Annotated in this window: 5 protein-coding genes and 4 pseudogenes; 4 read left to right on the forward strand and 5 right to left on the reverse strand. The window is 64.9% G+C overall.

The features are described from left to right. Nucleotides 1-1,156, reverse strand: a pseudogene (locus tag ACVWYI_RS04750) (iron-containing alcohol dehydrogenase). A 354-nt stretch (nucleotides 1,157-1,510) separates the two neighbouring features. On the opposite strand from ACVWYI_RS04750, the gene ACVWYI_RS04755 reads away from it, so the two are divergent. The 3 genes from ACVWYI_RS04755 (at nucleotide 1,511) to ACVWYI_RS04765 (ending at nucleotide 7,229) form a co-directional block, all read left to right on the forward strand. Then, nucleotides 1,511-2,722 carry an efflux RND transporter periplasmic adaptor subunit gene (locus tag ACVWYI_RS04755; RefSeq protein ID WP_247351789.1) on the forward strand — a complete coding sequence of 404 codons (1,212 nt, stop codon included), beginning with the start codon at nucleotides 1,511-1,513 and terminating at the stop codon, nucleotides 2,720-2,722. After that, nucleotides 2,719-5,883 (forward strand): efflux RND transporter permease subunit, encoded by a 3,165-nt coding sequence (locus ACVWYI_RS04760; protein ID WP_247351791.1) that lies wholly within the window; start codon nucleotides 2,719-2,721, stop codon nucleotides 5,881-5,883. The genes ACVWYI_RS04755 and ACVWYI_RS04760 overlap by 4 nt, the downstream gene beginning before the upstream one ends. A gap of 155 nt (nucleotides 5,884-6,038) precedes the next feature. After that, on the forward strand, nucleotides 6,039-7,229 hold the full coding sequence (locus tag ACVWYI_RS04765) for an ABC transporter substrate-binding protein (RefSeq protein ID WP_456661359.1): 1,191 nt from the start codon (nucleotides 6,039-6,041) through the stop codon (nucleotides 7,227-7,229). Nucleotides 7,230-7,313: 84 nt separating this feature from the next. Here ACVWYI_RS04765 and ACVWYI_RS04770 read toward each other — a convergent pair whose 3' ends face one another. From ACVWYI_RS04770 to ACVWYI_RS04785, 4 genes and pseudogenes are all read right to left on the reverse strand, one after another. After that, nucleotides 7,314-7,700, reverse strand: coding sequence for an MAPEG family protein (locus ACVWYI_RS04770; protein ID WP_456661360.1), 387 nt, complete (start codon nucleotides 7,698-7,700; stop codon nucleotides 7,314-7,316). A gap of 27 nt (nucleotides 7,701-7,727) precedes the next feature. Continuing rightward, nucleotides 7,728-8,811: pseudogene (locus ACVWYI_RS04775) on the reverse strand (lipocalin-like domain-containing protein). Next, nucleotides 8,801-11,267 (reverse strand): annotated as a pseudogene (locus tag ACVWYI_RS04780) (FtsX-like permease family protein). Before ACVWYI_RS04780 ends, ACVWYI_RS04775 begins: the two co-directional pseudogenes overlap by 11 nt. Next, a complete protein-coding gene (locus ACVWYI_RS04785) occupies nucleotides 11,264-11,917 on the reverse strand; it encodes an ABC transporter ATP-binding protein (RefSeq protein WP_247442166.1) in 654 nt (217 codons plus the stop codon). Before ACVWYI_RS04785 ends, ACVWYI_RS04780 begins: the two are co-directional and overlap by 4 nt. 144 nt (nucleotides 11,918-12,061) lie before the next feature. Here ACVWYI_RS04785 and ACVWYI_RS04790 point away from each other — a divergent pair. Beyond that, nucleotides 12,062-13,392: pseudogene (locus ACVWYI_RS04790) on the forward strand (MFS transporter). Nucleotides 13,393-13,490: the final 98 nt, after the last annotated feature.

A 13,490-nucleotide genomic window follows, 5' to 3' on the forward strand; every position in this document is an offset into this window, starting at 1 on the left:
TCATGCGGCAAGAAGCAGGATTTCGCGCACCTGCGCAGGGCCGTCGATCTTGCGCGGGTTGCGCGGGATCCAGTTCGTGCGCATTGCAGCCTCCGCGATGGCGTCGAAATGCTCCGGCGAGACGTGAACCTCAGCGAGGCTGCGCGGCATGCCGAGCGAACGGATGAAGGCATCGAGCACATCGGCTGCCTTGTGGCCGGGAAAGCCCATCGCGGCTGCGACGATCATCTGGCGCTCGGCATTGTCGCGCGCATTCCAGCGCATCACCGCGGGCAGCATGACGCAGGAGGTGTAGCCATGTGGCACGTCGAAGGTCGCGCCCAGCACGTAGCCGATGCCGTGGCTTGCCCCCATCGGCACACCGGCGGCGAGCGCGCCCATCGACAGCCAGGTGCCGATCTGCGTATCCATCCGCGCGTCGAGGTCGGACGGGTCAGCCTTCACCCGCGGCAGCGCGTCGGCGAGCATCGCGAGGCCTTTCACGGACTGTGCGTCGGCATAAGGGTGCGTCTCGCGCGAGCAGATCGCCTCGACACAATGATCGATGGCGCGGATGCCGGTCGAAAGAAACAGCCATTCCGGGCGTGTGCACGGTGATGGCGGGATCGAGGATGGTCGCGCGCGGCACCGCGAGCGGATGCCGTAGCATCTGCTTCACATGCGTGGTGCGGTCGGTGACGCCCGCGATGGAGCTGAACTCGCCGCCTGCGATCGTGGTCGGTACGCTGATCTGGCGCACGGTCGGCGCGGTCATCTCGGGCGCGACGCCCTTGTGCACGCGGATACGCTCGATGCCGTCGATATCGTCGATGCCGTTGGCGAGGCAAAGCTGTACCGCCTTGGCGCCGTCGGTGACCGAGCCGCCGCCCACCGTGACGATCAGGTCAGTGCCCGCTTCCCGCGCCGCATTGGTGGCGGCGATCACCGCCTCGCGCGGGGTGTGCGCCGGCATGGCATCGAAGACGCCCGCGCAGCGTGTGCCCAGGGCCTGTTTGATCTTGGCGATTTCGTCGGTCTGCCGGTTGAGCGTGCCCGACACCATCAGGAAGGCGCGACGCGTCCCCAGCCGGTCCATCTGCGCGACCACGGCGTCGGCCGCGGGGTGGCCGAACACAACCTCCTCGATCGCGCCGTAAACGACACGTCCCTGGTGCACGCCTGTCCTCCCCGGACAATTCGTCTTGTCTTCTGGGGGTAATCTAGCGGAGCCGGCTCCGGCCGTCATGTGCGAAGACGCTGGCCCCGCTCCCATCTCCAGCGGAGGGTGACCCCTTCGACGCACCGCCTCCTGCCATTGATGAGCCCGGCGAATAGCTCCATTCGCATCCCGCCCGCCAATATCGCATGCGAAGCCCGCTATGTCCGTGTCAACCCGCCATCCGGCCAGGGCATTCTTCCGAGCATTGCGCGTGCGATGGTCTTGAACAGTTCATCATTGCGACCCATCTTGTGGCGCCCGCGGGTAGAGGCGTACCCTGCCTTTTCCGCGGCTTTTAGGCGAGGACCTGGAATGAGTGGACCGGACGGAAGCGAGCAGTTTGTCAAAATGCACGATCTCGTTTCGCCTCGACCTCGCGCGATCGCCGGGCTTCTCGTTGCGGTATTCGCTCTCGCCGGTTGCGGCCAGCCGACGTCGCAGGCGGGTGCACCGCCGCCCGCGCCGGTGACCGTCGCCCAGCCGGTCAAGCGCACCGTCACGGATTGGGACGAATTCACCGGCCGCTTCGAGGCGACGGAGGAGGTGCAGGTGCGCCCCCGCGTCGGCGGCTTCGTCAACTCCGTCGAGTTCCAGGACGGCGCCATCGTGCATCAGGGCGATCTGCTCTACGTCATCGACCCGCGTCCGTTCGAGGCGGTGGCCGAGCAGGCGGACGGCCAGCTGTCCGACGCACGCGCCAAGGTGGAGCTTGCCAAGCGCGAGCTCGACCGTGGCTTGAGCCTGGTTCAGACCAGCGCGGTTTCCGAGCAGGTCGTCGACCAGCGCCGCCAGGCCTTGCAGGGGGCACACGCCGCGGTATCGCAGGCCGAAGGCGCACTCAAGGCCGCGCGACTCAACATCGAGTTCACGCATGTGACTGCGCCGCTCACCGGCCGCGTCGGCCGCCATCTCGTCAGCCCCGGCAATCTCGTGCAGGGCAGCGACAACGGCTCGTCGACGCTGCTGACCTCGATCGTGACGCTCGACCCGATCTACATCTATTTCGACATGGATGAGGCGACCTTCATCAAATACAGCAAGCTGTGGTTCGAGGGTCGCCGCCCCAGCTCGCGCGATACCGCGAACCCGGTGCAGGTGACGCTCGCCGGCGAGACCAAGCCGTCGCATGAGGGCTCGATCAACTTCCTCGACAACCGCCTCGATGTCTCGACCGGCACGTTGCGCAGCCGCGCCGTGGTCAAGAACACCGATCTCTCGATCTTGCCCGGCCAATTCGGCCGTGTCCGGCTGATCGGCAGCGCGCCCTATGAGGCGTTGTTGATTCCGGACGTCGCGGTCGCGACCGACCAGTCCCGCAAGATCGTGTTCGTGGTGAAGCCTGATGACACCGTCGAGGCACGTCCTGTGACGCTTGGGCCGCTCGATGAAGGCCTGCGTGTGATCCGTGAAGGCCTGAAGCCCGACGATCGCGTCATCGTCAACGGCATCCAGCGCGCCCGTGTCGGCGCCAAGGTCGCGCCGCAGACTGCGCCGGCCGGTGGCAAGCCGGGTGACAAATCATGAATCTCGGCCGTCTCTCCATCAATCAGCCTATCCTCGCGATGGTGCTGTCGATCGTGCTGCTGATCGTCGGCGCGCTGGCCTATACCACGCTGCCGGTCTCCGAATATCCGCAAGTGGTACCGCCGACCGTCGTCGTCACCACGCAATATCCCGGCGCCTCCGCGCAGACCGTGTCCGACACGGTCGCAGCTCCCATCGAGCAGGAGATCAACGGCGTCGAGGACATGCTGTATCTCTACAGCCAGGCGACCTCGAACGGCCAGCTCACCATCACCGTCACCTTCAAGCTCGGCACCGATCTCGACAAGGCCCAGGTGCTGGTGCAGAACCGCGTCGCGATTGCGCAGCCGCGTCTGCCGGAGGAAGTGCAGCGCAATGGCGTCACCACGCGCAAGAACTCGCCCGACATCCTGATGGTCGTGTTCATGCTGTCGCCCGACGACACCTTCGACCAGCTCTACATCTCGAATTACGCGCTGCTCCAGGTCCGTGACCAGCTGCTGCGCATCGACGGCGTCGGCGACATCCAGATTTTTGGTGCGCGTGACTATTCGATGCGGCTTTGGCTCGACCCGGATCGAATCGCCAATCTCGGCCTGACCTCGGCCGAAGTGCTCGCCGCGATCCGCGCGCAGAACGTGCAGATCGCGGGTGGCCAGATCGCCGAACCGCCGATTTCCGACCGCGCCTTCCAGCCGAACCTCACCTTCACGGGGCGCCTGAAGGACCAGAAGCAGTTCGAGGACATCCTGATCAAGGCGGGCTCCGACGGCCGTACGGTACGCCTGCGCGACGTCGCGCGTATCGAGCTCGGTGCGCTGGCCTACTCCACCAACAGCTTCCTGTTGCGCAAATCGGCGGTCGCCATGCTGGTGACGCAGCGGCCGGGATCGAACGCCCTCGCGACCGCGAAAAACATCTCGGACACGATGACGAAGCTGAAGGAAAGCTTTCCGAAGGGCCTCGACTTCAATATCGGCTACAACCCGACCGAGTTTATCGCGCAGTCCGTCCACGAGCTGATCAAGACCATTTACGAGGCCATGTTGCTCGTGGTCATCGTGGTTCTGGTGTTTCTGCAAGGATGGCGGCCCGCGATCATACCGATCATCGCGATTCCGGTCTCGCTGGTCGGTACCTTCGCGGTGATGGCGGCGCTCGGCTTCTCCATCAACAATCTCACGCTGTTCGGTCTCGTTCTCGCCGTCGGCATCGTGGTCGACGACGCCATCGTGGTGGTCGAGAATGTCGAGCGACATCTCGAGCACGGCATGAGCCGGCGCGACGCCGCGCTGAAGACCATGGAGGAGGTCGGCGGCGCACTGGTGTCGATCGCGCTGGTGTTGTGCGCGGTGTTCGTCCCGACCGCGTTCCTGGGTGGTATTTCCGGACAATTCTTTCAGCAATTCGCCGTCACCATTGCGGTTGCGACCGCAATCTCCTGCTTCTGCTCCTTGACGCTGTCGCCGGCGCTGGCCTCGCTTCTGCTCGTTCCGCACGAGGAGAAGCGGCCGCCGGCGCGCTGGAACCTTCTCGCACGCGGCTGGAACGCTTTCACAGGCGTCTTCAATCGCGTGTTCGACCGTCTCGCGCATGGCTATGCCGGCCTCGCCAATTTCGTGATCCGGCATTCGGTGGTGATGATCCTGATCTATGTCGTGCTGATCGGCAGCGCTGGCTGGCTGATCGCGACCACGTCGCAGGGCTTCATTCCGGCGCAGGATCGCGGCTACGTCATTATCTCCGTGCAATTGCCGGGCGCGGCCTCGCTGGCGCGCACCACCGAGGTCGTGCGCGAGATCGAGCGGATCTCGCTGGATACGCCCGGCATCGTCCGCGTCGCCGCCTTCGCCGGCTTCTCCGGCGCCACGCGCACGCAGGCCGGCAACGCGGCGGCGCTGTTTCCGGTATTCGATGAGCCGGAGGCGCGGATGAAGAAGGGCCTGTCCGCGAACGCCATCACCGGCGAGCTGCGCAAACGCCTCGCTGCGATCCAGGGCGCCTTCATCATCGTGATTCCGCCGCCGGCCGTGCCCGGCATCGGCACTGGCGGAGGCTTCACCATCCGCATCCAGGACAGGCAAGGCCGCGGGCCGGAGATGCTCGCGGCCGCGACCGACGAACTCGTCGCCGCGGCGCGCAAATCGCCCTTGCTGCTCGCTCCGACGGTGTTCTCGCCGTTCTCAGCCAACACGCCGCAGCTCTTCGTCGACATTGATCGCACCAAGGCGCAGAAGCTCGGCGTTCCCATTGCCAACATCAATGACACGATCCAGACCTATTTCGGATCGACCTATGTCAACGACTTCAACCTGTTCGGCCGCACCTATCACGTCACTGCGCAGGCTGATTTCCCGTTCCGCAAGGAGCCCAGCGACCTCGCGCGGCTGCGCACGCGCAACGCCTCCGGCGACATGGTGATGCTCGGCAGCGTGGTCGACTTCAAGGATGTTTCCGGCCCTGACCGCGTCGCTCGCTACAATCTCTATGCAGCTTCCGAGCTCCAAGGCGAGCCAGCGCCGGGCGTGAGCTCGACCACCGCGCTCAACACCGTCAAGAAGCTCGCGGACGATACCTTGCCGAGCGGCTTCACCTTCGAATGGACCGACCTCTCCTACCAGCAAATCACCGGCGGCAATGCGGGCCTGCTGGTGTTCCCGATCTGCGTGCTGTTCGTCTATCTCGTGCTCGCCGCCCAATATGGCAGCTGGACCTTGCCGTTCGCGGTGATCCTGATCGTGCCGATGTGCCTGCTCGCCGCCACCATCGGCGTGCGCATCATGGGGCAGGACGTCAACATCCTCACCCAGATCGGCTTCGTCGTGCTGGTTGGGTTGGCGGCAAAGAACGCGATCCTGATCGTCGAGTTCGCCCGTGACATCGAGAAGGAAGGCAAGCCGCGGCTGGAAGCCGTGATCGACGCCTGCCGCCTGCGCCTGCGGCCGATCCTGATGACGTCCTTTGCCTTCATCCTTGGCGTGCTGCCGCTGGTGATATCGTCCGGCTCGGGCTCGGAGATGCGGCAAGCCGTCGGCGTCGCCGTGTTCTTCGGCATGATCGGCGTCACCTTGTTCGGCCTGTTGTTCACGCCGATCTTCTACGTGGTGGTGAGGAATCTGGCGGAGGGGAAGAACGAGAAGAAGTCCGAGGTCGTGGCGTGATGTTCCCACAGCGTCGTCCCTGCGAAAGCCTGGATGACGGCGCATTATGGTGCCGCCCTTCATACTAACGACCAACATGCAATGGATGGGCAGGCGCGGGGTTCTTCACTAATATCTGCGCGATTTCAAAACAGAACACTGCTGGGAGCTAACCTATGAAATCAGCACTTTTGGCCGCTGTCGCGACGTCGGCGTTGCTGCTGGCGGCGCCAGCCTTCGCGCAAGGCGTCAAGATCGGCATTCTCAACGACCAGTCCGGCGTCTATGCCGACTACGGCGGGAAATACTCGGTCGAAGCTGCCAAGATGGCGATCGAGGATTTTGGTGGCGAAGTGCTCGGCCAGAAGGTCGAGATGATCACCGCTGATCACCAGAACAAGCCTGATCTCGCCACCTCCATCGCGCGGCGCTGGTACGACACCGACAACGTCGACATGATCACGGAACTGACGACGTCGTCGGTGGCGCTGGCCGTGCAGGAATTGTCGAAGGAAAAGAAGAAGATCGACATCGTGGTCGGTGCGGCTTCCTCGAGCATCACCGGCGCTGCATGCTCGCCCTACGGCTTCCACTGGGCCTTCGACACCCATGCGCTTGCGGTTGGCACCGGCGGCGCGCTGACCAAGGCCGGCGGCGACACCTGGTTCTTCCTCACTGCCGACTATGCGTTCGGCTACGCGCTCGAGAAGGACACCAGCGAGATCGTCATCCATAATGGCGGCAAGGTGGTCGGCTCAGTGCGCGTGCCGCTCAACTCTTCGGACTTCTCCTCCTTCCTGCTTCAGGCGCAGAGCTCGAAGGCGAAGATCGTCGGTCTCGCCAATGCCGGCCAGGATACGACCAACTCGATCAAGCAGGCGGCCGAGTTCGGCATCGTGCAGGGTGGCCAGAAGCTAGCCGGTCTCCTGATGACTCTCGCCGAGGTGAACGGTCTAGGCCTGCAGGCGGCACAAGGCTTGGTCCTGACCGAAGGCTTCTATTGGGATCAGAATGACACCACGCGCGCCTTCTCCGAACGCTTTTTCAAGCGCACCGGCCGGATGCCGAGCATGATCCACGCGGGCACCTATTCCGCGACGCTGAGCTATTTGAAGGCGGTCAAGGCGGCCGGCACAAAGGATACTGAAGCGGTTTCCAAGAAGCTGAAGGAGCTGCCGGTCAACGACGCCTTCGCCAAGGGCAAGGTGCTGGAGAACGGCCGCATGGTCCACGACATGTATCTGTTCGAGGTCAAAAAGCCCTCGGAGTCGAAGAAGCCGTGGGACTATTACAAGCAGCTCGCGGTTGTTCCGGGCGATCAGGCATTCTTCACCGCCAAGGAAAGCGGCTGCCCGCTGACGAAGTAGGCTTCTTGTGTCCCGGACGCGGTGCAGCGCCTCTCGGCGGTGCACCGCAGAGCCGGGGCCCATGCTACTTCACGCTGTCGCCCCCTACACCAGCCGCAATACCAGGGCTCCCAGCGCCCCCGCCCACAGCGCAATCGCGGCGATGCCCTGGATCATGAAGCCCGGGCCGCGTTTTGCGGCGGCCTTTGAATAGCCGATGAAATAGACGATACGACCGGCGATCCAGACCGCGCCGATTCCCGCTGCGATCGCGTCGCCGATATAGATCGCGAACAGCCAAAGAGCCGGCAGGAAGATCGGCATCCATTCCAGCGTGTTCATCTGGATTCGGAACGCGCGCTCGAAATCCGGATGGCCCGACATTGCCGGCACCTTGACGCCGGTTTTGGTGCGCGAGCGTGACACGTTCATGGCTGTGAAGAAGTAGAACAGGATCGCCAGCAGCGTGACGAGGCCGGTGAGGTGATACATCGCTAATCCCTTCGAAGAGGTCCCGGTTCAATACCCGGTCAGCTCGAGATAGCCAACGCCGTCATGCGTGCCGGCAAAGCTGATCGGCCCTTCCCAATAGGAGAAGCCGGTCCCCATCCAGGCTTTTGGATTGAGCGGCTTGCAGAGGATCGAGAACGATCGCGAGGGGATCGCGATCTGCCATTCCACCGGCAGCTTGCGTCCCGCGACCTCGGCGGTCGCCTTCGGACTCATCTGGATGTCGTTGCCCGCGATCATTTGCGTGTCGCCGGCGGCGCTGATCCAGTTGCCGAACGGATAATCCTTGCCGCCCTTTTGGCGCAGCCGGTACAGCATCAGCTTGTCGCCCGACGCGAGATGCAGCGACAGCCAGTCCCAGCCGGTCTGGTCGGTGTCGAGCGGCTGACTGCTCCATTCGCGGTCCATCCAGGCCTGGCCGGAAACATCGAGCGTCTTTTCGTCGATAGTGAGCCTGCCGCGGGCGCGATAGAACGGCTGGCTGTAATAGTAGGAGGCCTGCCCGCGCTCCGACTTGCGGCTGTAGCCGCCATCGCCCTGCAATATCAAGGGACGATCGGCCTCTAACGTCAGCGCGTAACTGAAATCGGCACCCGAGGCCTTCAGCGTCAGCGGCGCCAGGGTTCGGTCGCCGATGCGCTCGGATCCGTTCATCGCCCAATCGTCGATCCAGGCCGCAAACGGCTTTGCCGTGACGCCGGCTTGGCCCACACCGCCGCGCGAAAACAGTTCGCTGAAGCGGTGGGTGTCGGCGCGCGTCACCGCGGCATGCGCCATCCAGATTTGCTGATTGGCCCAGCCCTCGCCTTGCGGTCCCGGCTGCGCTGCCTGGCGGAACAGCGTCCATTGCAGGCCGCAAGTCCGCGCCGCCGGCATCGACGAGATTCGCCGTGAGATACCACCACTCGATACGAAACTCCGGGTGCGGCCCGTGATCGTTCGGAAAGGCGAACGTTTTCCCGGGCGTTACCTTCGCAAAGCCGTCGGCCGTCTCGCCGAGCCCGGCATAACCTTGCGCGCTGGCGCGGCGAACAGCCGCGAGCGCGGCGATGCCGCCGGCGAAAGTGCGCCGCGAAATCCTGTCAGCGTTCATTGGCAAACACCTTGACGAGGTTCGCCGGCTGCATCCGTGCCAGTCGGATCATCGGCAGCAGGGCGGCAAGCAACGCGGCGAGCAGCGCGACCGCGACCAGCTCGACCAGTTGCAGCGGAAACACGTGGAACGGCAGCCGCCAGCCGAACGCTTTTACGTTGACGATCGCGATCAGGCACCACGCCACCAACAGTCCGAGCGGCACAGCCAAGAGCGACGTGAACAGCGCGGTCGACAACGTCTTGGTCAATTCGATCGCGGCGAGGCGAGGCCGCGTGATGCCGATCGCCCAGAGCGGCGCGAGTTGCGGCAGGCGCGAGTTCGCCAGTGTGAGCAAGCTGGTCAGAAGCGCGATCCCGGCGACGCCGAGCGTGAACGCATTCAAGGCGGAAGTGACCGCAAAGGTGCGGTTGAAGATGCGGATCGATTCCGCTTTCACCGTCGCCTGGTCGGCGACGCTGCGGTCGTCGAGCGCAAATTGCTTCTGCAGCGCTGCGATCAGGCCGGGGATATTCTCCCTGGCGACAATGAGGCCGATCCGCGTCTGCGGCGTCTGCGGAAATTGCCGGATCAGCGCCGCGACATTCACCGCCAGCTGGCCCTTGGGGTTGCCGTAGTCGGCATAGATGCCGACGATGTCGAGCTCCCAGGTCCCGCCCGGCGCCGGCACCTCCAGGACATCGCCGACGCGGACGTTGAGGCGGCGGCTCAGCTGCTCACTGATGAAGGCGGCATTGCCGGGCACGAGCTGGGTCCAGGCGCGTGGCGCGCGGCCTCCAACAACGGCCAGCGCTCGCGATAGAGCGCGTGGTCGGGCAGGCCGAACAGCTCCACCGGCTCGCCCTGCACTTGCGTCTCGGCACGCCCGCCCGACAGGATCGCCTGGACATCGCTGCGCTCCTTCAGCCAGTTGCGGATCGCGACGGCTTTCGCATTGTCGGAGGCGCTGATGTAGACGTCGGCTGCGAGCCGCCCGTTGAGCCATCCGACGAAAGTGCGGCTGAACGTTTCCACCATGGTGGAGACGCCGACATTGACGGCGAGCGCGAGCAGCAGCGCCATCAGCGCCAGCGACAACCCGGAGAGCTGTTGCCGGCTGTCCGCCCAGAACCACAGCGCGAGCGGTTTTCGTGCACAACGCTGACCGACGAGCAGGATGAGTTCGAGGAAGGCCGGCAGGATCAGCGCCGCGCCGAGCATCAGTGCTGCCAGCACGCCAAAGCCCGCGATCAGCGACTGTCCGTACTGGAGCAGCAGCAGCGCGACCGCGAAACACGGCGCATGCAGCCCCACTCTGTAGGATCAGCCAGCGGCGCTGCCTCTGTTGCCAGGCGCGCGGCTGCGCGGTCGCCAGCACCGGCATCCTGACCGCCTTGATCAGGCTGGTCGCGGCCGCGACCAGCGCGCCGGCAATGCTGATGCCGATACCCGCGAGCCACCATTCGGAGCGCAGCGTGAGCTGTCCCGGGATCTGCGCGCCATAGAGCCCGCGCAGCGACGCCGCGACGTCGGGCAAGAGCGCGGCGGCAATGAAATAGCCGCACACCAGCCCGATCAGGCCGGCGACCAGCGCCAGTGCCACCAGCTCGATCACCAGCACGGTGTTGACCAGTCGCGCCGAGGCGCCGCAGGCCCGCAGCGTGCGCAGCATCGGCAGCCGCTGTTCGAAGGCGAGACCGACGGCCGAATTGACGATGAAGAGACCGACAAAGAACGACAGCAGGCCGAACGCCGTGAGGTTGAGATGAAAGCTGTCGGTGAGGCGCTCCAGTCTCGGTCTCCGCATTCGGCTCGACCCGCTGCAACTGATCGCCGACGACGCTCGCCAATGGCGCGGGCTTGCCCTTCGGCTTGCCGATCAGAAGCCGCGAGATCTGGTCCGGCTTGTTCAGCAGCCGCTGCGCCACGCCGATATCGACCACCAGCACGTCGGGCACGAGCTGCGGCAGCACGCGCAGCGGCGGCAGTTTTGCGCCGTTACTGATCGGTGGTGTCGCGCCTTCCTGCTCCTGCACATCGCTCAGTGTCTCCCGCGCCACCAGCGTCTGGCCCGGCGGCGCGATGAAGCTGCCGAGATCCGAAGCACCGAGGCGCGGCGCGTTGCCGACATCCGCCGGCAGCGTCACTGGCTCGATCCCGAGCAATCGCACCGAGCGTCCGTTGACCTGGACCCGTCCCTCCAGCATCGGCGAAACCGGCCAGCCGGCGCGGCGGAGCTTGACGAACAGCTCCTGCGAAAAGGTCGCGGCATCAGGTGCGACCAGCATCGCGGTGCGCGCGCCGCCGAAGGTCGCCGCGGCGCGGTCATAGGCGTTGCGTGCCTGCTGGTTGATCGCCTGCACGCCGCTCCACAGCGCGGTTGCCGAAATCAGCCCGATCAGGAGCGCCGCGAACTGCATCTTGTGGCGCCGCCAATGGCTGAGCAGCACGGCGAGGATCCAGAGCGCGCGCCTCATGCGATCCGGCCTGCATGCAGGATGACCTGGCGATCGAGTGTCGCAGCTAGATGCAGGCTGTGCGTCACCATCAGGAAGCCGCAGCCGGTGCGCGTGACGAGATCGCGCGTCAGGGCCAGCACATCCTCGGCGGTGGCCTCGTCGAGATTGCCGGTCGGCTCGTCCGCCAGCAGCAGCGAGGGCTTTGTCGCCAGCGCACGGCCGATCGCGACCCGTTGCTGCTGCCCGCCTGACAATTGTTCTGGATAACGCTTGAGCAGGCTGTCGAGCCCGAGCCGCTCGATCAGCTCCCTGGACCAGGCTGCATCATGCCGGCCGGCGATCCGCGCCTGGAAGGCGAGATTGTCCGCGACCGAGAGCGACGGGATCAGATTGAATTGCTGAAACACCAGGCCGATCCGATCGCGCCGCAGGCCTGCACGCCCCGCATCAGACAGCTTGGTGACCTCGGTGCCTTCCAGCCGGATCGTGCCGCCATCGGCGGCATCGAGCCCCGCGATCAGGTGCAGCAGCGTGCTCTTGCCGCTGCCGGATTCCCCGGTCAGCGCGACCCGTTCGCCGGCCTTGAGGTCGAGATCGACGCCGCGCAGCACATGGACCGGCTCGCCGGCCGAAGAGAACGTCTTGGAGAGGTTTCGAATGCTCAGCACGATGAATGGCGCCGGACGGAATTAGCGGAATTGCTGCGTAGCACACTTGCTCCGGAAATGCCGGGTTGCGTTGGTCTCGAAGCCGTTGTTAGCTTCCAGGACGGTCAAATCAAAAAAGTGCCAAAAAGACGACGGGGGAGAATCATGAGCGCTCAGGGGACGGCAGCGGTGGCGGGCAAGACGACGGGGACGCCAAAGGGAGCCTGGACGGTCACCTTTCTGCTGTTTCTGTTCATGCTGGTAAACTTCGCCGACAAGATCGTCGTCGGCCTCGCCGGCGTGCCGATCATGGCAGACCTGAATCTCCAACCGGAGCAGTTTGGTTTGCTCGGCTCCTCGTTCTTCTTCCTGTTCTCGATTTCCGCCATCGTAGTCGGCTTCATCGTCAACAAGGTGCCGACACGCTGGGTGTTGCTCGCGCTGGCGGTGGTCTGGGCGCTGGCGCAGTTTCCGATGGTCGGCACCGTCTCGTTCACCACGTTCTTGATCTGCCGCATCGTGCTGGGCGCCGGCGAGGGCCCCGCCTTCTCGGTCGCCGCGCACGCGATCTACAAATGGTTCCCCGACGAGAAGCGGACGCTGCCGACCGCGATCCTGTCGCAAGGTTCGGCCTTCGGTGTGATCCTCGCGGTGCCGGCGCTGAACTGGATCATCGTCAACCATTCCTTGGCACTATGCTTTCGGCGCGCTCGGCGTCGTCGGCCTGATGTGGGTTTGTGCCTGGCTCGCGTTCGGCCAGGAAGGCCCGCTGGAGGATACGCAGGCTCTGGCAGCGGCCCAACCGAAAATCCCCTACTTGCGCCTTCTAACCTCACGCACCTTTCTCGGCTGCGTGATCGCGACCTTCGGCGCCTATTGGGCGCTGTCGCTCGGCCTCACCTGGTTCACGCCATTCATCGTCAAGGGCCTCGGGTTCACGCAGAGCCAGGCCGGCTTCGTCTCGATCCTGCCCTGGGTGTTCGGCGCCACAATCGTTATTCTCACGGGCTGGATCTCGCAGGTGATGAATGCGCGCGGCTATACCACGCGCATTTCGCGCGGCGTGCTCGGCTCGGTGCCGCTGATCATCGGCGGTCTGATCCTGGCGACGATGCCGCATGCGCAGGGCGCTGGATTGCAGATCGCGCTACTCGTCGTCGGCTCGGGCCTGTGCGGCGCAATCTATGTCCGTTTGCCCGCCGATGCTCGGCGAGTTCACGCCGACGTCGCAGCGCGGCGCGATCCTCGCGATCTACGGCGCGCTCTACACTCTCTCCGGCATCATCGCGCCGAACGTCATGGGCGCCGTGATCCAGCGCTCCGGCAGCATGCTCGACGGCTACATGACCGGCTTCACCATCAACGCGGCGGTCATGGTCGGCTCCGGTCTGCTCGGGCTGCTTCTGCTCTGGCCGAACACGGAAAGGGCCAGGCTGACCGGTGGTGCTGCAGCCCCGCAAGCTGCGCCGCTGAAGAGCGCGGTGTCGCCGACGTAAGGAGCGCGCCGCTCGTTCCAACCAACACTGTCGTCCCCGGCCTCGTGCGCAATTGCCCACTAGGCCGGGACGACACCGGAGATAGAGGCAGCGCCTCC

Source organism: Bradyrhizobium sp. LB13.1 (genome assembly GCF_054056815.1).